We start from the raw sequence: 19,120 nt of genomic DNA on the forward strand, positions 1-19,120 counted from the left end.
CCATGCTGCGCGTCGATGTCGAAAAACAGCTCGGCGAATTCTCGCTTCACGCCTCGTTCTCGAGCGAAGGCCGCGTCACCGGCCTGTTCGGCGCCTCAGGCGCCGGCAAGACCTCGCTGATCAACATGATCGCAGGGCTCCTGCGGCCCGACCGCGGCACCATCGTCATCGACGGCGAGACCGTCGACGACACCAAGGCCGGCATTCACGTGCCGACCTGGCGCCGCCGGATCGGCTACGTCTTCCAGGACGCGCGGCTGTTTCCGCATCTCAACGTCGCGCAAAATCTCGACTATGGACGGCGGATGAACCGCCTTGCAGCCGATCCGGCGCAGCACGCGCGCGTCGTCGAGCTGCTCGACATCGGCGCGCTGCTCGATCGCCGCCCCGGAAAGCTTTCGGGGGGCGAACGTCAGCGCGTCGCGCTCGGCCGCGCGCTGTTGTCGAAACCGCGTTTGCTGCTGCTCGACGAACCGCTCGGTGCGCTCGACGAGGCCCGCAAGCTCGAGATCCTGCCCTATCTGGTGCGGCTGCGCGACGAGGCCAATGTCCCCATGGTCTATGTCAGCCACGACGTCGCCGAATTGCGCCAGCTCGCGACCCAGATCGTGATGCTCCGGCAGGGCCGCGTGACGTCGTTCGGCGGGGTGAAGGTGCTGACGTGAGGCGAAGCGGATCGCACTTCGGCGACCCGCTTCGCTCTTCGCTCACCAGCCGCGATCGACGTTCCGCACATCTCCCGTTCGCGCGTCGATGTCGACCTCCATCCAGCGGCCGCTGCGATCGCGGCCCTCGATCTGCCATTCATCGCCGGCGAACTCTGTGTGTGAAATGGTCATGACGCCGATGTCGGTGGCGACATCGAGCGCGCCCTGCATCGAGATCTGATCGCCCGTGTCATAGGCCATCGCCGGTGCCGCGGATCCCAGACCGATCGCGACGATGGCGGGCAAGATGAATTTGCGCATGGATTGCTCCTGTCAGGTGCGTTGACCGTTACGCGGCTAGAACGGATAACGCCGAGAGACGTTCCGGAACCCGGCGTCACGAAGCCGCGCAAATCTTCGGCGGTTGCGGCGATTTGATGACGGTTGATCCGTGTTCCGTTCCCATGCGCAAGGACGCCGCGGATCCTGGCTTTCGCCAGGACAACATTGAGGAAACAGACGTGCCCTAAACCCCGGCCACCGACGTCCATAGCTCCGCGAGCTTCTTCCGCAGCGCCTGCCGCCGCGTCAGTGGCGCGGGCGTCTCGTCTTCTTCCGGCAGGCGCAGGCCGACGACGTTGACGCGGCCGCCGGAGATGCTGCGCGCGACCAGCACGATGGAATCAAGCGCGAGCTCGGCGCCTTCCTTCGGCGCGCGGTCGAGATGGACGTCGAAATAGTCGGCGAGCGTCAGCTTGCTCTCGTCCTCGCCGACCTTCACGCCGTAGATCTCGGCGAGCTCGGCGAGCGTGTGCTCGCCTGACACCATGAAGTCGCCGAGCAGATGCGGATCGGGCGCCGAGCTCGGCTGCATGTCGACGAAGAAGCGGTCGAGCGCCTCGGCCTTTTCGGGCGGCGCCAGCAGATAGATGTAGTCGCCGGGCGCGACCGGGTCGGCTTCCGTCGGCGTCAGGATGTGCTCGTTGCGGATCACCAGCGTCGGCTTGGACCAGGACGGGATCAGCCCGCGGCGGAAATACAGACTCTTGGGCCGCACCGCGTAGCCGACGAGCTGCTGCTCGAGCTGGCCGGGCAGATCCAGTTCGATGCGGCGCGGCCCGCGCTCCGTGCGCGGCAGCGCGACGTGCAGCTTGCGCGCGGCGGGCGCCAGCGTCCAGCCCTGCAGCAGCAGCGAGATGATGACGACGACGAAGGCGACGTCGAAATAGAGATAGGCTTTTGACAGGCCCACCAGCATCGGGATCGAAGCCAGGAAGATCGCGACCGCGCCGCGCAGGCCGGTCCAGGCGATGAAGATCTTTTCGCGCCAGTTGAAGCGGAACGGCGCAAGGCACACGAACACCGCGATCGGCCGTGCCACCAGCATCAGCACCAGCGAGACGGCAACCGCGGGCAGCACGCTGGAGCCGAGCCGGCTCGGCGAGACCAGGAGGCCGAGCAGCACGAACATCACGATCTGCGCCAGCCAGGTCGCGGCATCCAGGAACGCCACCACCGAATTGTGCGCGCGCGTCGGCCGGTTGCCGATGATGATGCCGGCGAGATAGACCGCGAGGAAGCCGGAGGCGTGCATGATCTGCGAGCCGCCGAAGATCACGAGCGCGGCCGTGGTCACGAACGGCGCGTGCAGCCCCTGCGGTAGCGCGACCTTGTTGAGCCCGATGACGACGAGACGCCCGCCGATCACGCCGACGACGGCACCGAGCACCGCCTCCTGGACGAACTCCATCACCACATGGCCGGGCGTGCTCGAGCCCAGCGAGATGTACTCGACCAGCATCAGCGTGAGGAAGATCGCGAAGGGATCGTTGGTGCCGGATTCCGCTTCCAGCGTCGCACCGACGCGCGGGCGCAGGCGCAGGCCCTGGGTGTGCACCAGCAGGAACACGGCGGCCGCGTCGGTCGAGGCGACCACCGCGCCGACCAGCAGCGACTCCGCCCAGTTGAGATCGAGCGCGAATTTCGCGAACGGCGCCGTGATCAATGCGGTCAGGAGCACGCCGACGGTCGCGAGCATCAATGAGGGCGCGAGCACGGTGCGGATGCTGGCAAAGCGCGTCTTCAGCCCGCCGTCGAACAGGATCAGGGCCAGCGCCACCGAGCCGACCAGATAGGTCGTGCCGACGTCGTTGAACTGGAGCTGACCGGGACCGGAATCGCCGGCGAGCATGCCGATCGCAAGGAAGACGAGCAGCAGGGGCGCGCCGAAGCGCAGCGCGAGCAGGCTCGAGAGGATGCCGGCCATGACGAGGACGGCGCCGAGCAGAATGGCGATGCTGAAGGAGTCGAGGGAAGCCATCCACCTTCCGGGTACAAATCGTTGGAATTGCATCCTTATCGTCGCCACACCGGCGCGCCAACCCATTTTCGGCCACTCGCGGCAATCTGCCCGTATTTTGCGGCCTTAACGCGCTTCGCTTCGCGGTGTATCGATGGCCCGGCCGCAGCCTTTGTGGGATTCTGCGGCGCTTTCGAATCAAATCCTCCCGCCTGCTTCCCGACGAGACTGACGAGACCCGCCCGATGGACCTCAAAGACTTCATGGAGTTCGTGCAGACCACCGCGCGCAGCGTCGGGGCGGAGATCTCCTCGCCCTGGTTCTACCTGCAATTCGGGCTCATTCTGGCGGCGGCCGGGATCGCCTATGCGGCGGACGCCGCCATTCGCAACCGTGTCGACATGACCTCGGTGGCATTGCGCTGGCCGCTGCCGCTCCGGCACTTCGCCCGCGTGATGGTCGCGAGCGCTTCGACGGCGGTGTTCACCCTGCTCGTGATCGTCTCGCGCGTGGTGATGTATCATTCGACCTGGCCCAGCCGCAGCTATCTGCTGATGGTCGCCGCCAAGCTCGGGCTCGCCTGGCTCGCGATCCGGCTCCTGACCTCGGTGCTGCGCAACGCCTTCTTCGTCAGGCTGGTGTCGATTACGGCCTGGTTCGTCGCTGCGCTGTCCATCCTCGGCCAGCTCGACACCACGGTCGATCTGCTGGACTCCTACGCCATCGTGCTCGGCGGTCTCAGGTTGACGCCGCTGCTGGTACTCAAGGCCGGCGCGCTGCTGATCTTCGCGCTCTGGCTCACCAACATCGCCAGCAATTTCGCCGAGAGCAAGATCAACTCGACGACCGATCTGACGCCGTCGGTCCAGGTGCTGCTGATCAAGATCATCCGCATCGGGCTGCTCGCGGTCGCGATCGTGATCGCACTCGGCACCGTCGGCATCGACCTCTCCGCGCTTGCGGTGTTCTCCGGCGCGGTCGGCGTCGGTATCGGTATCGGCCTGCAGAAGATCGTCGCCAACTTCATCTCCGGAATCATCCTGCTCGCCGACAAGTCGGTGAAGCCGGGCGACCTCGTCACCATCGGCGACAATACCGGCCGCATCAGCGCGATGAAGACGCGCTATATTTCCGTTGCCGCCGGGGATGGCCGCGAATTCCTGGTGCCGAACGAGGACCTGGTGACGCAGAAGGTCGTCAACTGGACCTATACCGACAAGAACACGCTGGTGAAGATTCCCTTCGGCACCAATTACGACGCCGATCCGAAGCTCGTCTGCAAGCTCGCGATCGAGACCGCCGCCACCCATCCGCGCGCCCAGAAGGCCAAGCCGCCGAACTGCATCCTGACCGAGTTCGCCGAAGCCGGCATGAAGTTCTCGCTGACCTTCTGGCTTGCGGACCCCGACGGCATGGACAACGTCAAGAGCGACGTCATGCTGGCGCTGTGGGAGGCCTTCAAGCGCGAGGGCATCCGGGTTCCCTACCCGGTCCGCGAAATCCGGGTCCGCGGCGGCGCGCTGCCGGTCGAAACCACCGTAGAAGTCCCGAATTGAGCCCGCTTTCGAGCGCATGCCGGGTAAGCTCGACTTGCATGAAGTCCTGCAATCATTAAATTAGGGCCTGAAATCAAGCCTTTCAGCCCCGCCGAGACCGGGCCCACGCCCAGAAGACAATATCCGCATGAGCTACGTCGAAGCCACCGATACCTCCCTGCGCAAGACCGGACAGATCAAGCTGCATGGGCCGAGCGCCTTTGCCGGCATGCGCAAGGCAGGGGCTTTGGTCGCGAAGTGCCTCGACGAGCTCACCGACATCGTCGCACCGGGCGTGCCGACCGATCGCATCGACGAATTCGTCCGCGAATTCGCGTTCAGCCATGGCGCCTATCCGGCGACGCTGATGTATCGCGGCTATCGCTACTCGACCTGCACCTCGCTCAACCACGTGGTCTGCCACGGCATGCCCGGCGACCGTCCGCTCAAGGAAGGCGACATCGTCAACATCGACGTCACCTTCATCGTCGACGGCTGGTACGGCGATTCCAGCCGGATGTATGCGGTCGGCCCGATCGCGCGCAAGGCCGAGCGGCTGATCGAGGTGACCTATGAAGCGATGATGCGCGGCATCGCCGCGGTGAAGCCCGGCGCCACCACCGGCGACATCGGCCATGCCATCCAGAGCTTCGTCGAGCCGCAGGGCATGAGCGTGGTGCGCGATTTCTGCGGCCATGGTCTCGGCCGCATGTTCCACGACGAGCCGAACATCATCCATATCGGCCGGCCCGGCGAGGGCGTGCAGCTCAAGCCCGGCATGTTCTTCACCATCGAGCCGATGATCAATCTCGGCAAGCCGCATGTGAAGATCCTGTCCGACGGCTGGACCGCCGTGACGCGCGACCGCTCGCTGTCGGCGCAGTTCGAGCACTCCGTCGGCGTCACCGCCACCGGCGTCGAGATCTTCACGCTGTCGGAGCGGCACGGCGAGAAGCAGATCGGCTGATCCGCTGCACCTCGGCGAGGTCAGTCCAGCGTAAACAATTCCGCGCCTTCGATCGCGTAGTGCGCGAACAGGAAATCCCTGATGTTGACGATGCTGCCGTTCTCCCAATCGAGGAGCACGAAGTAGCGCGGCGGGCCCGACGGGTCCTGCGGATCGAACATGATGATCGCAGGCCGCCGGTCGACGAAGCCAGGGACGCAATGCCAGGGGCTGGTCTGCGCATAACGCCCGAAATACTCCCCGACGTCGCGGCGGCCGGCCCGGCGCGTCCGGTTGACCATTTCCAGCCGGACGTCGTCGGCCAGCATGTCGCGCAGGGACTCGAAATCGCGTGCGTTGAAGCGCTCGACATAGTGCATCAGGCGGGCGCGCTCGGCCGTCTCCAACTCGGGAGGCCTGACGTCGCCGGGTTCCTCCGCGAGCTCGCGAAGACGTACGCGGCCGCGCTGCAGCGCGCCCTTGGTGGCCGGGACGCTGCCGCCCATGATCGCGCAGACCTCGTCGACGGAATAGCCGAGCACGTCGCGCAGGATCACCGCACCCCGCTGCGCCACCGGCAGCCGCATGAAGGTCTGCAGGCTCGCGGTGACGATCTCTCGTTCAGTCACGGGGCTGGTCAGGGCGGCCATCATATCCGGATCTTCGTCGGCGTGAGCGGCGGTGTGGCGCGCGCGCCGGCGCAAGAAGTCCAGCGCGGCATTGTGGGCGATGCGAAACAGCCAGCCCTCCGGATTGTCCAGCGGCTCGGTCCGCGGCGCGGCCTCGAAGGCCTTGAGCAGCGCTTCCTGAAGCACGTCCTCGCCGTCGACGACGGAACCCGTCATGCGCGCGCAGTAACGATGCAGCTGCGGGCGCATCTCCACGGCAAGACGCTCGAGAGCCTCAAGGGCGGTCTGTCGGACCGCCCCCGCGCCGTTGCTCGTCATATCATCCGCCAAGCAGGGTCTCCCGTCACCGATGGGCGTGATACGTCAATCGGGATCGCGACGCCATCAGCCGAAGGTCAGGCATGATTGACCTCGACGACCTCGCACAGGATCGTCTCGGCCTTCGCTATGGCGGCAAGGCGCTGGACGTAAGGCGCGAATTTCGGGTCCTTGCGGAAGCTCTCGATGTCGCCCGCGCTCTTCCATTGCGAATAGTTGATCGCGCGTCCGCCGTCCTTGCCGGCGTGAACGCTCGACGAGATGAAGCCCGGCTGTTTGCTGAAGAAGGTCTCGATGCCCTCCTTCAGGAGCCGAACCAGCTTTTCCTGGTTGTCAGGCTCGACCGTGAAGACGTTGACGAGGGTGGTGATGTCGCTGCCGGTGCGAATGGTGGCTTCCATGTTCGAACTCCTGGTCTGGCTGTGGCACGGGACGATTTGAGCGGTGACGCCGGCACCAATGCCGGTGGCGAGGACCGCACGACGCGATGGCGTGGATTTGATTTCTGACATCGGGGTTCTCCTTTGAACTCTGCTGGCCGCTCGTTGAGGCCCTCAGCGCAGAGACGAACCAAGAGGTAGAAAGGAAACGGTGGATGCAAAAATTTTTTCGCCTGGTCACGCCGCGCATCTGAGCGGGGTGGGACAGCCCATTTGGAACCGTGCTGCCGATTATGTCCGTAAGGCGGGGCGCCCTACCGCCGACGCCGGAACGACGATGGCGGCCGCTTGTAGGTCGCGGCAAAGGCGTCGTTGAAGCGACGAACGCTGCCAAAACCGGCGGCGAAGGCGATCTCCGCCAGGGTCATGTCGGTCTGGTCGATCAGGCGCTTGGCTTCCTGCACGCGCCGGGTCGCCGCGATGTCGCTGGGGCTCGCACCGGCATGGCGCAGGAACAGACGCAGCAGATGGCGCGGCCCGACGCCAAGAGCCTCGGCAAGTTCCGCCATGGAGGCCCGATCGAGAAAGCCGTCGTCGATCAGCCGCATCCCGCGCGCGACGGTGGTGGCCGTGCCCAGCCAGGCCGGCGAGCCCGGCGCGGTTTCAGGCCGGCAGCGCAGGCATGGACGAAAGCCGGCGCGTTCGGCGGCGGCTGCGGCTGCGGTCGGGTAGAAGGTGACGTTCTCCGAGCGCGCCGGACGCACCGGACAGACCGGCCGGCAATAAATCTTCGTCGAGCGAACACCGGAGAAAAACAGGCCGTCGAAGGCGCGCGCGCGTGCCAGCCGCGCCCGGTCGCAGGTCTCCCGGTCGAGATGCGGTGGCAAAGCTTGCCGTTGCATTGATCCCGTCGTCATACCCTGACAATAGGTTCGATGCAGCGCATGGAGTAGCCGAAATCGGACTCGATCGGACGATCAGGTCCGAATTCAGCCAGCCGGCGCCGCCGCTTCCTGATCATGCTGCCGGCAAATTCCGGAGCAGACCGCATGAGCACGCAGGCCGAGCAGGCACCTTCCGCGCAAACCACCCTCGCCGGCGAGATCGGCCTCCTACTGCTGCTGTCGCTGATCTGGGGCAGCTCGTTCACGCTGATCAAGGTGGCGATCCCATCAATCCCGCCGTTCACGATGGTCGCGGTGCGCGTGACGCTCGCGGCCATCCTGCTGCTGCTCATTGCAACCGCGCAGGGACACGCGCTGCCTCGCCAGGGACCTGTCTGGGCTACCCTCCTCGTGCAGGGGATGCTGCAAAGCGCACTGCCGTTCACGCTGATCAGTTGGGGCGAGGCGCACATCACAAGCGGCCTTGCCGGTGTGCTCAATGCGACGCCGCCGATGTTCGTGCTCGCAATCGCCTTGATGACCGGGCGTGGACGACAGGCGATCAGCGGCCGCAAGATCGTTGGCGTCGCGCTCGGCCTTACCGGCGTCGCCCTGACTGTGGGGATCGACGCGCTATCCGGGATCGGCACGGCCGCGTCACTGGCGCAGACAGCCGTGCTCGGCGCGAGCCTTAGCTACGCGCTTGCGCCGCTTTGGGGGCAACGATTCAAGAACCTTCCTGCGATCGTCACGGCAGCCGGCGCCATGAGCTGCGCTGCGATCCTGATGCTGCCCGGGGCCGCGATGCTCGAGCGGCCGTGGACGCTGGCGCCACCGCCGCCAGAGGCGATCGCTTCTGTCGTCACGCTCGCCATCGTCTGCACCGCGCTCGCGATGGTGATCTATTTCCGGCTGATCCGCACACTCGGCCCGCTCGACACCGCAAGCGGCAGTTATCTGCGGGCAGGTTTCGCGGTGATGCTCGGCACCACCCTGCTCGGCGAACGGTTGACCTGGTCCATTCTGGCCGGAATGGCACTCGTTCTCGCCGGCGTGATCATGGTCACGCTGCCCGCGCGACATGATCAGAAACCGCGGGGCTGATTGTCGCCATCTTCAAAGCCTGATCTTGCCATGCTGTTTCCCGATGACGATCTCTCGTCACATGGACAGGAGAGACGGAGTGAGCTCATCGACGCGCCGTGGCTTTCTCGGATTTGTATCGGCCAGCGCAGCGGGCCTGTTGCCGGACCGCGCGCACGCCGCAAATGTCGCGACGGACGCCGAGCCCGCCTGCATCCTGACGCCGCAGGCAGAGGAAGGGCCGTTCTATTCCGATCCAAAGCTCATTCGCTCTGATATCGCCGAGGGCAGACCGGGCGTGCCGCTGACATTGCGGCTGGGCGTGATCGATGCTGGATCTTGCACGGCGATCCATGATGCGCGGGTCGACATCTGGCACTGTGATGCGAAAGGGCTCTATTCGGCCTTCGCCGGCCAGAGCGACGACCACACCATCGATGCGACTGGCAAGACCTTCCTGCGCGGCACGCAAACGACCGACGGCGCCGGCTGGGTGACGTTCAACACCATCTATCCCGGCTGGTATGACGGCCGCACCACCCACATCCATTTCAAGGTTTTTCTCCGCGACCGGACCGTGCTGACCGGGCAAACCTTCCTGCCGGATGCGCTCAACGAGTTCATCTACACCAACGTCCCCGATTACGGCAGTCGCGCACGGCAGCGCATGGTGATCAACGCCAACGACCACGTCATCGAACGCTCTGACCCCGAGCATCGTGCCTTCTGCGCAGTGAAGGAGGAGCGCGACCGCTATATCGCGACGCTGACGCTCGGCGTCGATCGCCGCGCGGAGGCGACGGTGGGGCGCGTCGGGCCACCGCCACTACTACCGCCCGGCCTCCGCGGCGGTCCGCCCCCGGGTCCACCGCCCGGCGGCATGGGCGGACCGACGTTCGGCCGTCCGATCAAGGATCGGCTCGCCGCGCTGGTGCCGGGGTTGAAGCGCGACCACTAGGCCCGCCGCAATTGACGGTTGCAAAAGCGGTGATCCGCGGCAATGCTGGCGGACGATGCCCGCCAAGCCCGACCCCGACGACAGCAAGAAAGAAGACGCGCCGCACTATCTCGGCCATCGCGAGCGGCTGCGCGAGCGCTTCTACAGCGCCGGCGCGGACGCGCTCAGCGACTATGAGTTGCTGGAGATGGCGCTGTTTCCGGCGCTGCCGCGGCGCGATACCAAGCCGCTGGCGAAGACGCTGATCAAGACGTTCGGCTCGTTCGCCGAGGTCGTCCACGCCCCGGTGGCGCGCTTGCGCGATGTCGAGGGCGTCGGCGAAGCCGCGATCAACCAGCTCAAGCTGATCGCGGCGGCGGCGCACCGCGTCGCCAAGGGCGAGGTCAACAGCCGCAACGCGCTGTCGTCCTGGAACGAGGTGATCGCCTATTGCCGCACCAGCATGGCCTTCGCCGACAAGGAGCAGTTTCGCCTGCTCTTCCTCGACAAGCGCAACCAACTCATCGCCGACGAGGTGCAGCAGACCGGCACCGTCGATCATACGCCGGTCTATCCGCGCGAGGTGATCAAGCGCGCGCTGGAGTTGTCGGCCACCGCCCTCATCCTCGTGCACAATCACCCCTCCGGCGATCCCTCGCCCTCGCAGGCCGACATCCAGATGACCAAGGCGATCATCGACATCGCCAAGCCGCTGGGGATTGCCGTGCACGACCACATCATTGTAGGCAAAAGCGGACATGCGAGCTTGCGCGGCATGCGGCTGATCTGAAGACCTTCCTGGCAAATCAAGAGATGACATGAGCGATTGGCTGCACAATCTGCCGGTGCCGATGATGGCGCTGGTGATCTTCGGCTTCACCTATTTTCTGGCAGCGCTGGTGTTCGTCGCCGTCGCGCTGGCCGCGACCGAGGAGCGCGCAAAATCGCTGAAGGCGATCTCGCCAGGCATGCTGCCGGTGCTCGGCATCATCTTTGGCCTGTTCGTCGCCTTCACCGCGGCGCAGGTCTGGGGCGACAGCGACCGCGCCGGCGCCGCTGTCAGTCGCGAGGCCAGCGCGCTGCGAAGCGCCGTGCTGCTCGCCGCCGGCCTGCCGGCGGAGCAGGAGACAAAATTACGCGGATTGGTGCGAGACTATGTCGGTCAGGCCGTGGCGGAGGAATGGCCGATGATGGCGCATCAGGAAGCCTCGCTGAAGGCGACGCCGCCGGCGCTGGCGGACGCCTTGAAGCTCGTCGTCACGATGATGCCGCAAGGGCGGGCGCAGGAGACCTCGCAGCGCGAGATCGTGGCCGCGCTGGAGCAGGCGCTGGACGCACGGCGGCAGCGCATCATCGTCAGCCTCGCCTCGGTGAATTCGGTGAAATGGTGGTGCCTCTATCTCCAGGCCCTGTGCGAGCTGCTGGTGATCGGCTTCGTTCATTGCGACAACCGCCTGGGATCGGCGATCGCGATGGGCCTGTTCGCGACCGGCGTCGCCACCTCGGTGCTCCTGATCGCGGCGCACGACCGTCCGTTCACCGGCCAGATCTCGATCTCACCGGAGCCGCTGCGCCAGATCATGCCGGAAGCGCCGACCGGACACAGTTGACCGCGCGGGCCACGCCCGCGCCGAAAGACAGCTCAGTAGCAGTATCGCGGATCGACCGGCACGTAGCGGCCGTCCCGGCGCTGCATGTAGCAGCCGCGCTGATAGGCGTAATAGCCGGAGCGGCGGCGTTCGCCTTCGGCGGCGATTGCGGCACCCGTTCCCGCGCCGACGACCGCACCAATGGCCGCGCCGCGGCCACCGCCAAGCGCACCACCCAAAATCGCTCCGCCCACGCCGCCGATGATGGCGCCGCCGACGGCGTCCTGCGCCATCGCGTCGTGGACCGGGATGGCCATCGCTACCGAGAAACACGCTGCCATTCCAAGGCGTCGAAGCATTCCGATTCCTCCCATCTGATCGGGTCAGTCATAGCGTTTGGGACGATCCCGGGCCAGAACATTCTCCTGAATCCGGCGCCCTCCCCGCTTGCGCCAAAGGGGGCAACATGATGGGCACATCTTGGAAAGAAGAGCTTGCCGGCGGCTACGGCTCGGCCCAGCGCTGCACCGCTTCCGCAGTGTCCGCGGGCGTCGTGTTGAAGCAGATCGCGGCCTGCGGCGCCAGGCGGTGGACGAGGTTGAGCACCTTCTCGAACAGCAATAGCCGCTCCTTCGGCTCACGCAGGCCCGCACCGATGACGATGCAATCGAAGCGCTCGTCAAGCAGCGCCGCCGTCACCGCAGCTTCAGCTGCCGCGTCGAGATCGATCAGGCAGCTCGTGACCTCGTAGCCGAGGCCGCGCAGACGCAGGAGCTGCGCTTCGATGTAGTTGCGCACGAGCGCCGGCGTGAGCTGCGGGAACGCGCTGTAATCCGCATTGCCGGGTTCGATGCCGATCGCGAGGACACGCTTGGCCATTGCAGCATTCCCGAGCCGGACCGTGTCTGTAGCTAACGGACGGCCGCCTGGCCGGTTCCCGAGCCGCAATGCGGCGATCGCGCAGGCGTCGTCCCGTTGCGTCCTTTGACCACAACCTTTTCGCGCTGCACTTGTAAGCCATTTCACATGCAATTCGGCCATGGCCTGCCACATTTGCCGAGCCACGCCCAGAGTCCGTACCCGCCAAAGACGGCATGCGGCTCACGCCTGATTTGCAAACGAACCGATAATTTTATCAATTCGCGGGAGCGGGAGATGGTGTCATACGAGAGCCTGAAGAGTGGATATGAGAAGAACTGGGACAATCTCCAGATCCGGCCGGCACGCCTTGCCGAGGCCAACGCAACGGCACGCAAGGCCATCAACGGCAAGGCGACCTATCAGCAGGTCGAACGGCTGACCGGTGTGCCCTGGTATTTCGTCGCGCTCTGCCACTATCGCGAGTCCAATTTCGATTTCGACACCTATCTCGGCAACGGCGAGTCGCTGCATCGCGTGACCTGTCTCGTCCCGAAAGGGCGCGGCCCGTTCGCCTCGTTCGTCGACGGCGCCGTGGACGCGCTGAGGGTCCAGCACTTCGTCGGCACGCAGGACTGGTGCATCGCGCGCACGCTGTACCGGCTCGAATGCTTCAACGGCCTCGGCTATCACGCCAAGGGCGTCAACTCGCCTTATCTCTACGGCGGTTCGACCCTCTACGGACCGCCGGAGGCGAGGCCGGGAAAATTCGTCGCGGACCACGTCTTCGATCCGACCCATACCGATTCCCAGCTCGGCACCGCGGTGATCCTGCACGCGATGATGTCGCTGGATTCTTCCATCACGATCGGCGACAGCCCGTCGATCGTTCCCCGTTCCGAGCCCGACGAGGACGTGGCGTCGTCGGTGCTGCTGATGCAGCAGACCCTCAACAGGCTCGGCGCCAATCCGCCGCTCGACGAAGACGGCATCAGCGGACCGAAGACCAAGGCAGCGGTCTCGCAGTTTCAGCAACAGCACGGCCTTGAGGATACCGGCCTGCTCGACGGGACCACCATCTCCGCCATCACGCGTGCCGGGGTGCAACCGGTCCAGACGGCGAATATCGACCTGTCCCAGATCCTGGGCCGGCTGGAGAACCTCGCACAGCTTCTTCAACCCGGAGCGGCTCCAACAGGTGCAACGCCGATCGCGATCCCGCCGATCGGGACGCTGCCTGCGGGCCAGACCACCCAGCTCTCTCAGATCCTGACCCAACTCCAAAGCCTCACGCAGGCCTTGCAGCCGGGAGCGACAATTCCTGTGAGCACGACGCCGGCGGCCAACACGCCGGTGAATGTGCTTGGACAGCTCCTCTCCTTGATCACCAAGACAGCCCCCGCAACGCCGGCGGCGACAAACCCCGCTCCGACCGATCAGCTCAAGCAGGTGGTCGACCTGCTCGGCGCCTTGCTCGGCAACAAGCCCGTGCTCGGTCAGGTCAACGGCGCGCTCGGCGAAACCATCGGCAAGATGCTCGACGGCAAGAAGACCGCGCTGGGCATCGCCGGCTCGCTCATCACCGCGCTGCTCTCTGCGGTGACGACAAGCCCCAATGCGGGAGGCCTTGCCGGACTGCTGGGGACGATCGCGTCCGCGGTGCCGGGCCTGAGCCAATTCGCGCTCCCGATCTCGCTGGCGCTCACGGCCTGGGGCGTGCTCGGCAAGATGGAGAAGTGGGCGCAAGGCACCGCGCCGCCGCCCAAGCCGACGACCTAGATCGTCCGGGCGTCGAGTGCGGCGGCGCGGCGCCGCATCAGCGCGCGTTCGCGCTCGTTGGTCGCAAGATGCGCGGCGGCCTCGAACGCGTGCCGCGCCTCCGTAAGCCGCCCAAGCTTTTGCAGGAGGTCACCGCGAACCGCCGGCAGATGATGATAGGCCGCCAGCGCCGGTGCGCCGGCGACTGCGTCCAGCACGTCGAGGCCAGCCTGCGGTCCCTCGGCCATCCCGACCGCGACCGCGCGATTGAGCTCGATGACCGGCGAGGGCACCAGCCGCGACAGTTCGGCGTAGAGCTGCGCGATACGCGGCCAGTTGGTCGCTGCAGCGGTCTCCGCTCTGGCGTGACATGCCGCGATCGCCGCCTGAAGCGCGTAAAACCCCGCTCCGCCACCGAGTTCGACGGCAAGTTCGAGCGAGCGCAGGCCGCGCCGGATCTGCAACCAGTCCCAGAGCGTGCGATCCTGGTCCATCAGCAGAATGGGATCGCCGTTCGCGTCGGTGCGCGCGTGCGTCCGCGAGGCATTCAGATCCATCAGCGCGACGAGGCCGTGAACCTCGGGTTCGTCAGGGGCGAGGCCTGCGAGCACGCGGCCCATGCGCTGCGCCTCGTCGCAAAGCTGCGGCCGCAGCCATTCCTCGCCACGCGCTGCTAGATAGCCCTCGTTGAAGATGAGGTAGACGACTTCCAGCACCGAGGCGAGGCGCTCCGACAGGGCCTCGCCAACAGGCGTCTCGTAAGCGAGACCGGAATTCGACAGCGTCCGCTTGGCGCGGACAATGCGCTGGGAGATGGTGGTCTCAGGCACGAGATAGGCGCGCGCGATCTCGGAGGTGGTGAGCCCGCAGATCATGCGCAGTGCCAGCGCCACACGAGCTTCGCGCGACAGGATCGGATGACAGGCGGTGAAGACCAACCGCAGCAATTCATCGCCGATGTCGTCGTCGAGCGCGGCATCGAAATCGGGCACCGTCTCCTGCTCCTGCAACATGTCCCGCGCCAGCATGTCGTGCTTGTCGCTAAGCATCTTGCCGCGACGCAAATGATCGAGCGCACGGCGTTTCGCGGTCGTCATCAGCCAGGCGCCGGGATTGTCGGGCACGCCCATGCCGGGCCACGCTTCGAGCGCAGCGACCAGCGCGTCCTGGGTCAGCTCTTCAGCAAGAGGCACGTCGCGCAGCATCCGCGACAACGTCGCGATCAGCCGCGGCTGCACGACGCGCCAGGTTGCATGAATCGTGGCACGGACGGCTTGATCGATGTCGGCGGCCGTCATCGCCGCCGACCCTGTTTGCCGGTGGCGACCATCAGGCTTGGGCGGCTACGCCTGATTTCGCATCGACCTCGCAGGCGCCATCGACGCCCGGTGTGGCAAAGGCCCGCAACTCGCAGGTGCCGTCCCAGCCCGGCATGTGGTCGAGGTGCAGCTGCATGAACTCCTTGGCCATGGCCAGGGCTTCCGCCTTGTCGCGCAGCTCGAAAATGGCATAGCCGCCGACCACTTCCTTGGCCTCGATGAAGGGACCATCCACGACGCTCAGCTCGCCGTCGACGATCCGCACCCGTGCGCCGGTCGCGAGCGGCATCAGGCCGCCATTGTCGATCATCCGGCCGGCCTTGATTTCCCGCTCGGAAATCTTCTGCATGGCCTCCATCAGCGCTGGGCTGGGGCCCTTCATCGGCTGGCTGGAGGTGACGATGTACATGAACCGCATGCAAAACTCCTGATAAGGCGAGACGCGGCCGGTTCGGCCGCGCGATCAGCTCGCTATCCAGATGACGATCCAGCCAAAGCCGGATCGACATGAGCAGCAGAAAAATTGCAGCAAAGCAGACGCGCCTACTGGCGCAGCATGATCAGGGGATCGGCCGTATCGGGAACCCGCCGCCATTGCGCGTTGTCGTCCGCCTCGAACTGCCAGGCCTCGCCCGATTTCGACATCAGGACGATCTGGCCGTGCTCGAGCCGCCATTGCGTCGGGTTGAACTGGGCAATGGCCGCATCGCATTTCGGCTTCAGGAAGACCTGGAAATTGTCCTGCTCGGCTTCCGTGTTGGTCAGCGTCAATCCGCAGACCGGCTGACCGTTGCCGCGGACCATCGCCCAGTCGCCGATCATCTGGTCCATCGACTTGGCCATGGAGCGGGCCGCGGCGAGATCCTGGAGAATGTAGACGCCCTCGCCCTGCCGCAGGCCTTCGAAAATGCCGGCCTCGACCTCGGTGAAATCGATCACCGCCTCACCGGTCGCATCCTGCAAGCGGACGATATCCAGACCCTTGACGCTCCAGGCGACGATATCCTTGGTGAAGGGCAGCGCGGTCTTGCAGGCCGGCTCGAGCTCGAGCTTGAAGCCCTGCGCCGTCGCGTCGCCCTTCATCGTGACGACGCAGGTCTTGCTGCGTTCGGTGGTCGAGAGCTCCCACTGCCCGACCATCTCCTTCTTCAGGGTCGTCGCATCCTGCGCATGCGCGATGCCGATCGCGGCCAAGTGGGCCGCGACGGCGAATGCACCGACCCGAAGAACTTGCATCAGCGCCCCTTGAACGGCGTTTCCGCAACCGGCGTCAGCGGCGCCTTGCCCGAGAACCAGGACTTGAGATTGTCGACCACGAGCTGGTCCATGGCGTTGCGCGTGACGACGGAGGCCGAGCCGATATGCGGCAGCAGCACCACGTTCTGCATGGTCTTGAGTTCATCAGGCACGTTGGGCTCGGCGGCGAACACGTCGAGACCGGCGGCGAGGATGGTGCCTGATTTCAGCGCCTGGACCAGCGCGGGCTCGTCGACGACAGAGCCGCGCGCCACGTTGACCAGCACGCCGCGCGGACCGAGCGCCTTGAGCACCTCGGCATTGATCATCTTTTCGGTAGCAGCGCCGCCCGGCACGATCACCATCAGCGTGTCGACGGCCTTCGCCATCTCGATCAGATCAGGATAGTGCTTGTAGGAGACGTCCTTGGACGGATTGCGCGAGTGATAGACAACAGGAACCAGCGAGGCATCGAGCCGGCGTGCGATGGCCTGGCCGATCCGACCCATGCCGACGATGCCGACCTTGCGGTCGCGCAGCGAGCCGACGCTGAGCGGATAGTTCTGGGTCTGCCAGAGGCCGGAGCGGACGTAGCGGTCCGCCTTGATGAATTCACGCACGGTCGAGATCAACAGGCCCATCGCGACGTCGGCTACTTCCTCGGTCAGCACGTCAGGCGTGTTGGTGACGATGATGTTGTGCTCGGCGGCGTATTTGGCGTCGATATGGTCGTAGCCGACGCCGAAGCTCGCCACCATCTCGATCTTGGGCAATTGCGACAGCGAATCCTTGTCGGCGCGGACGGTGTGATAGGTCACCGCGACGCCGCGGATCTTCTCGCGGATCGCCGGCGTCAGCCGCTCGAGATCGCCGCGCGTCTCGGCCTTGTGCACGACGAAATGATCGGAAAACCCGTTCTCGAGGATCGGCCGGACCGGTCCATAAATCAGAAGGTCGATCTTGTCGGACGAAATCGAACCGGTAGACATCAGTTTTCCTTTCCAAGCGCGCTCTCATGCCAGCGCCGTAAAACGAGGTGGGAAATTAGCGCCAGCACCCCATAGATGACAATCCCGGCCAGCGACAACAAAAGCAGCGCCGCGAACATGCGGGGTATGTTCAATCGATAGCCCGACTCGGCGATCCTGTAGGCGAGGCCCGAGCCTGCCCCCGCCGTCCCCGCGGCGATTTCGGCTACGACCGCGCCGATCAGCGACAGGCCGCCGGCGATGCGCAGGCCGCCCAAAATTTGGGGCAGCGCTGCTGGCAGCTTCAGGAAGCGCAGGGTCTGCGGCTTTGATGCGCCATAGAGCTGGAACAGGCCCGCGAGGTTGCGGTCGACCGAATTCAGCCCGAGCGTGGTGTTCGACAAAACCGGAAAAAACGCGACGATGAAGGCGCAGACGACGACCGCGGCCTGCTGCTCCAGATAGATCAGGAGCAGCGGCGCGATCGCGATGACGGGCGTCACCTGGAGCACGACGGCATAGGGGAATAGCGAAAATTCCACCCATTTCGACTGGTTGAACAACAGCGCCAGCGCGATGCCGCCGATGCTGGCGGCGACGAAACCTTCGAGCGTCGTCAGCAGCGTGGTCGCGAGCGATTGCGACAGCACCGCCCAGTCCTTGATCAGCGTCAGGAAAATCACTGATGGCGCCGGCAGCACGTAAGGCGGTATCTCCCTGATACGGACCACGAGCTCCCAGGCGGCAAGGCCGGCCGCGAACACGATGACGGGCAGCACGACGCGCAGCGCGCGCTGCGCGGTGGACGGCTTTGCAGTGGCGGCAGCTTGCGCGTTCATAGCGTCGACTGCCCCCGATAGGACGGCGCCAGCGCGGCCGAGAGGCGCCGGCAATAATCGGAATAGGCCGCCGAGGTGCGAAACTCCTCTCCGCGCGGCTCCACCGTCTCGATGCGGATGTCGGCCTGGATGCGGCCGGGCCGCGCCGTCATGACCACGACACGCTGCGACAGATAGACGGATTCGAACACCGAATGGGTGACGAAGACGACAGTCTTGCCAAGGCTGCGCCACAGCGCCAGCAGATCGTTGTTGAGGCGAAAGCGCGTGATCTCGTCGAGCGCCGCGAACGGCTCATCCATCAGGAGGATATCGGGGTCGGTGACGAGCGCACGCGCCAGCGACACCCGCATCTTCATGCCGCCGGAGAGTTCGCGCGGGAAGGCATCGGCGAAATCGGCAAGCCCGACGCTGGCGAGCGCGGCATCGGCCCTCGCCCGCCCTTCGGCCTTCGGGATACTACCCAGCTTCAGCGGCAGGCGCACGTTTTCACGCACATTGGCCCAGGGCATCAGGGTCGGCTCCTGGAACACGAAGCCGATGCCGTGGCCGATTTGTACCTCGCCCTCGTGGCGCGACACCCGCACGGTGCCTGACGACGCGGCGCTGAGCCCCGCAATCAGCCTCAGCGCCGTCGACTTGCCGCAGCCGGAGGGCCCGAGCAGCGAGATGAATTCGCCTTTGCGCACGGCGAGATCGAGCGGGCCGAGCGCCATGACGCCGTTGTCATAGACCTTCGTCACGCCGCGCAGGCTGACGGCGAGCGCCGTCAGGCTCGCCTCGACCGTGGGCGGAGTTCTGTTCTCTACCATCGATCGCTGACCGTTGCGGGGCACGTCACCTCTCCCCGTCGGGGAGAGGTAAGCAACGCCGATGTACCTCGCTCCAATCTCGG

The 19,120-nt window shown here is 65.6% G+C and carries 21 protein-coding genes; 8 read left to right on the plus strand and 13 right to left on the minus strand.

Features of this window, described 5'->3' with window-relative positions; genetic code table 11:
• The first annotated feature begins 2 nt into the window (after positions 1 to 2).
• Positions 3 to 665 carry a molybdenum ABC transporter ATP-binding protein gene (gene modC / locus QY049_RS29365; protein ID WP_194479240.1) on the plus strand — a complete coding sequence of 221 codons (663 nt, stop codon included), beginning with the start codon at positions 3 to 5 and terminating at the stop codon, positions 663 to 665.
• Between the two features lie 42 nt (positions 666 to 707).
• Here the strand turns inward: modC and QY049_RS29370 are convergent, their stop codons facing one another.
• Together QY049_RS29370 and QY049_RS29375 are read right to left on the minus strand one after the other, a co-directional pair.
• Complete coding sequence (locus QY049_RS29370) at positions 708 to 968, minus strand: PepSY domain-containing protein (protein ID WP_258764794.1); 261 nt, start codon at positions 966 to 968, stop codon at positions 708 to 710.
• A gap of 205 nt (positions 969 to 1,173) precedes the next feature.
• Positions 1,174 to 2,967 (minus strand): potassium/proton antiporter, encoded by a 1,794-nt coding sequence (locus QY049_RS29375; RefSeq protein WP_194479238.1) that lies wholly within the window; start codon positions 2,965 to 2,967, stop codon positions 1,174 to 1,176.
• Between the two features lie 224 nt (positions 2,968 to 3,191).
• Here QY049_RS29375 and QY049_RS29380 point away from each other — a divergent pair, with 224 nt between their 5' ends.
• Both QY049_RS29380 and map read left to right on the plus strand, forming a co-directional pair.
• Complete coding sequence (locus tag QY049_RS29380) at positions 3,192 to 4,502, plus strand: mechanosensitive ion channel family protein (protein ID WP_194479237.1); 1,311 nt, start codon at positions 3,192 to 3,194, stop codon at positions 4,500 to 4,502.
• Between the two features lie 127 nt (positions 4,503 to 4,629).
• The gene (gene map / locus QY049_RS29385; RefSeq protein ID WP_194479236.1) at positions 4,630 to 5,448 is read left to right on the plus strand and encodes a type I methionyl aminopeptidase; all 819 of its coding nucleotides are present in this window, start codon (positions 4,630 to 4,632) and stop codon (positions 5,446 to 5,448) included.
• A 20-nt stretch (positions 5,449 to 5,468) separates the two neighbouring features.
• On the opposite strand, the gene QY049_RS29390 is transcribed toward map, so the two are convergent.
• The 3 genes from QY049_RS29390 to QY049_RS29400 all read right to left on the minus strand — a co-directional run bounded on the left by QY049_RS29390 (position 5,469) and on the right by QY049_RS29400 (position 7,671).
• Positions 5,469 to 6,374 carry a sigma-70 family RNA polymerase sigma factor gene (locus QY049_RS29390; protein ID WP_301270358.1) on the minus strand — a complete coding sequence of 302 codons (906 nt, stop codon included), beginning with the start codon at positions 6,372 to 6,374 and terminating at the stop codon, positions 5,469 to 5,471.
• Positions 6,375 to 6,451: 77 nt separating this feature from the next.
• On the minus strand, positions 6,452 to 6,886 hold the full coding sequence (locus QY049_RS29395; protein ID WP_258764789.1) for an antibiotic biosynthesis monooxygenase: 435 nt from the start codon (positions 6,884 to 6,886) through the stop codon (positions 6,452 to 6,454).
• A gap of 182 nt (positions 6,887 to 7,068) precedes the next feature.
• Positions 7,069 to 7,671, minus strand: a complete 603-nt coding sequence (locus QY049_RS29400; RefSeq protein WP_258764788.1) for a bifunctional transcriptional activator/DNA repair enzyme AdaA — start codon at positions 7,669 to 7,671, stop codon at positions 7,069 to 7,071.
• A 132-nt stretch (positions 7,672 to 7,803) separates the two neighbouring features.
• Here QY049_RS29400 and QY049_RS29405 point away from each other — a divergent pair, with 132 nt between their 5' ends.
• The 4 genes from QY049_RS29405 to QY049_RS29420 all read left to right on the plus strand — a co-directional run bounded on the left by QY049_RS29405 (position 7,804) and on the right by QY049_RS29420 (position 11,268).
• Complete coding sequence (locus QY049_RS29405; RefSeq protein ID WP_258764787.1) at positions 7,804 to 8,742, plus strand: DMT family transporter; 939 nt, start codon at positions 7,804 to 7,806, stop codon at positions 8,740 to 8,742.
• A gap of 79 nt (positions 8,743 to 8,821) precedes the next feature.
• Entirely contained in the window at positions 8,822 to 9,679 is an 858-nt protein-coding gene (locus QY049_RS29410; RefSeq protein WP_258764786.1) for an intradiol ring-cleavage dioxygenase, read from the plus strand.
• 55 nt (positions 9,680 to 9,734) lie between these two features.
• Positions 9,735 to 10,448, plus strand: a complete 714-nt coding sequence (gene radC, locus QY049_RS29415) for a DNA repair protein RadC (RefSeq protein ID WP_258764785.1) — start codon at positions 9,735 to 9,737, stop codon at positions 10,446 to 10,448.
• A gap of 28 nt (positions 10,449 to 10,476) precedes the next feature.
• Positions 10,477 to 11,268 (plus strand): DUF4239 domain-containing protein, encoded by a 792-nt coding sequence (locus tag QY049_RS29420; protein ID WP_194479207.1) that lies wholly within the window; start codon positions 10,477 to 10,479, stop codon positions 11,266 to 11,268.
• A gap of 32 nt (positions 11,269 to 11,300) precedes the next feature.
• On the opposite strand, the gene QY049_RS29425 is transcribed toward QY049_RS29420, so the two are convergent.
• Both QY049_RS29425 and QY049_RS29430 read right to left on the minus strand, forming a co-directional pair.
• Positions 11,301 to 11,606 carry a hypothetical protein gene (locus QY049_RS29425; RefSeq protein WP_194479206.1) on the minus strand — a complete coding sequence of 102 codons (306 nt, stop codon included), beginning with the start codon at positions 11,604 to 11,606 and terminating at the stop codon, positions 11,301 to 11,303.
• A 145-nt stretch (positions 11,607 to 11,751) separates the two neighbouring features.
• Positions 11,752 to 12,126: a hypothetical protein gene (locus QY049_RS29430; protein ID WP_194479205.1), complete on the minus strand. Its 375-nt coding sequence runs from the start codon at positions 12,124 to 12,126 to the stop codon at positions 11,752 to 11,754.
• A 276-nt stretch (positions 12,127 to 12,402) separates the two neighbouring features.
• Between QY049_RS29430 and QY049_RS29435 the strand changes: the two genes are divergently transcribed.
• Complete coding sequence (locus QY049_RS29435; protein WP_258764784.1) at positions 12,403 to 13,884, plus strand: peptidoglycan-binding protein; 1,482 nt, start codon at positions 12,403 to 12,405, stop codon at positions 13,882 to 13,884.
• On the opposite strand, the gene QY049_RS29440 is transcribed toward QY049_RS29435, so the two are convergent.
• The 6 genes from QY049_RS29440 to QY049_RS29465 all read right to left on the minus strand — a co-directional run bounded on the left by QY049_RS29440 (position 13,881) and on the right by QY049_RS29465 (position 19,037).
• Positions 13,881 to 15,161, minus strand: coding sequence for an RNA polymerase sigma factor (locus QY049_RS29440; RefSeq protein WP_258764780.1), 1,281 nt, complete (start codon positions 15,159 to 15,161; stop codon positions 13,881 to 13,883). The genes QY049_RS29435 and QY049_RS29440 overlap by 4 nt on opposite strands.
• A gap of 31 nt (positions 15,162 to 15,192) precedes the next feature.
• A complete protein-coding gene (locus QY049_RS29445; RefSeq protein ID WP_258764779.1) occupies positions 15,193 to 15,600 on the minus strand; it encodes a YciI family protein in 408 nt (135 codons plus the stop codon).
• 125 nt (positions 15,601 to 15,725) lie between these two features.
• Positions 15,726 to 16,418 carry a protease inhibitor Inh/omp19 family protein gene (locus QY049_RS29450; RefSeq protein ID WP_258764778.1) on the minus strand — a complete coding sequence of 231 codons (693 nt, stop codon included), beginning with the start codon at positions 16,416 to 16,418 and terminating at the stop codon, positions 15,726 to 15,728.
• A complete protein-coding gene (locus QY049_RS29455; protein WP_194479200.1) occupies positions 16,418 to 17,407 on the minus strand; it encodes a 2-hydroxyacid dehydrogenase in 990 nt (329 codons plus the stop codon). The genes QY049_RS29450 and QY049_RS29455 overlap by 1 nt, the downstream gene beginning before the upstream one ends.
• Positions 17,407 to 18,225, minus strand: a complete 819-nt coding sequence (locus QY049_RS29460) for an ABC transporter permease (protein WP_258764777.1) — start codon at positions 18,223 to 18,225, stop codon at positions 17,407 to 17,409. Before QY049_RS29460 ends, QY049_RS29455 begins: the two co-directional genes overlap by 1 nt.
• Complete coding sequence (locus tag QY049_RS29465) at positions 18,222 to 19,037, minus strand: ABC transporter ATP-binding protein (protein ID WP_258767113.1); 816 nt, start codon at positions 19,035 to 19,037, stop codon at positions 18,222 to 18,224. Before QY049_RS29465 ends, QY049_RS29460 begins: the two co-directional genes overlap by 4 nt.
• Between the last annotated feature and the right edge of the window lie 83 nt (positions 19,038 to 19,120).

This window comes from Bradyrhizobium sp. WYCCWR 13022, assembly GCF_030435535.1.
In the GTDB taxonomy this organism is placed as follows: domain Bacteria; phylum Pseudomonadota; class Alphaproteobacteria; order Rhizobiales; family Xanthobacteraceae; genus Bradyrhizobium.

What these genes read in the sequence shown, in the direction of transcription:
- modC (WP_194479240.1), top strand. Translation starts at nt 3, where the DNA reads ATGCTGCGCGTCGATGTCGAAAAACAGCTCGGCGAATTCTCGCTTCAC.
- QY049_RS29370 (WP_258764794.1), bottom strand. Translation starts at nt 968, where the DNA reads ATGCGCAAATTCATCTTGCCCGCCATCGTCGCGATCGGTCTGGGATCC.
- QY049_RS29375 (WP_194479238.1), bottom strand. Translation starts at nt 2,967, where the DNA reads ATGGCTTCCCTCGACTCCTTCAGCATCGCCATTCTGCTCGGCGCCGTC.
- QY049_RS29380 (WP_194479237.1), top strand. Translation starts at nt 3,192, where the DNA reads ATGGACCTCAAAGACTTCATGGAGTTCGTGCAGACCACCGCGCGCAGC.
- map (WP_194479236.1), top strand. Translation starts at nt 4,630, where the DNA reads ATGAGCTACGTCGAAGCCACCGATACCTCCCTGCGCAAGACCGGACAG.
- QY049_RS29390 (WP_301270358.1), bottom strand. Translation starts at nt 6,374, where the DNA reads ATGACGAGCAACGGCGCGGGGGCGGTCCGACAGACCGCCCTTGAGGCT.
- QY049_RS29395 (WP_258764789.1), bottom strand. Translation starts at nt 6,886, where the DNA reads ATGTCAGAAATCAAATCCACGCCATCGCGTCGTGCGGTCCTCGCCACC.
- QY049_RS29400 (WP_258764788.1), bottom strand. Translation starts at nt 7,671, where the DNA reads ATGACGACGGGATCAATGCAACGGCAAGCTTTGCCACCGCATCTCGAC.
- QY049_RS29405 (WP_258764787.1), top strand. Translation starts at nt 7,804, where the DNA reads ATGAGCACGCAGGCCGAGCAGGCACCTTCCGCGCAAACCACCCTCGCC.
- radC (WP_258764785.1), top strand. Translation starts at nt 9,735, where the DNA reads ATGCCCGCCAAGCCCGACCCCGACGACAGCAAGAAAGAAGACGCGCCG.
- QY049_RS29420 (WP_194479207.1), top strand. Translation starts at nt 10,477, where the DNA reads ATGAGCGATTGGCTGCACAATCTGCCGGTGCCGATGATGGCGCTGGTG.
- QY049_RS29425 (WP_194479206.1), bottom strand. Translation starts at nt 11,606, where the DNA reads ATGCTTCGACGCCTTGGAATGGCAGCGTGTTTCTCGGTAGCGATGGCC.
- QY049_RS29430 (WP_194479205.1), bottom strand. Translation starts at nt 12,126, where the DNA reads ATGGCCAAGCGTGTCCTCGCGATCGGCATCGAACCCGGCAATGCGGAT.
- QY049_RS29435 (WP_258764784.1), top strand. Translation starts at nt 12,403, where the DNA reads ATGGTGTCATACGAGAGCCTGAAGAGTGGATATGAGAAGAACTGGGAC.
- QY049_RS29440 (WP_258764780.1), bottom strand. Translation starts at nt 15,161, where the DNA reads ATGACGGCCGCCGACATCGATCAAGCCGTCCGTGCCACGATTCATGCA.
- QY049_RS29445 (WP_258764779.1), bottom strand. Translation starts at nt 15,600, where the DNA reads ATGCGGTTCATGTACATCGTCACCTCCAGCCAGCCGATGAAGGGCCCC.
- QY049_RS29450 (WP_258764778.1), bottom strand. Translation starts at nt 16,418, where the DNA reads ATGCAAGTTCTTCGGGTCGGTGCATTCGCCGTCGCGGCCCACTTGGCC.
- QY049_RS29455 (WP_194479200.1), bottom strand. Translation starts at nt 17,407, where the DNA reads ATGTCTACCGGTTCGATTTCGTCCGACAAGATCGACCTTCTGATTTAT.
- QY049_RS29460 (WP_258764777.1), bottom strand. Translation starts at nt 18,225, where the DNA reads ATGAACGCGCAAGCTGCCGCCACTGCAAAGCCGTCCACCGCGCAGCGC.
- QY049_RS29465 (WP_258767113.1), bottom strand. Translation starts at nt 19,037, where the DNA reads ATGGTAGAGAACAGAACTCCGCCCACGGTCGAGGCGAGCCTGACGGCG.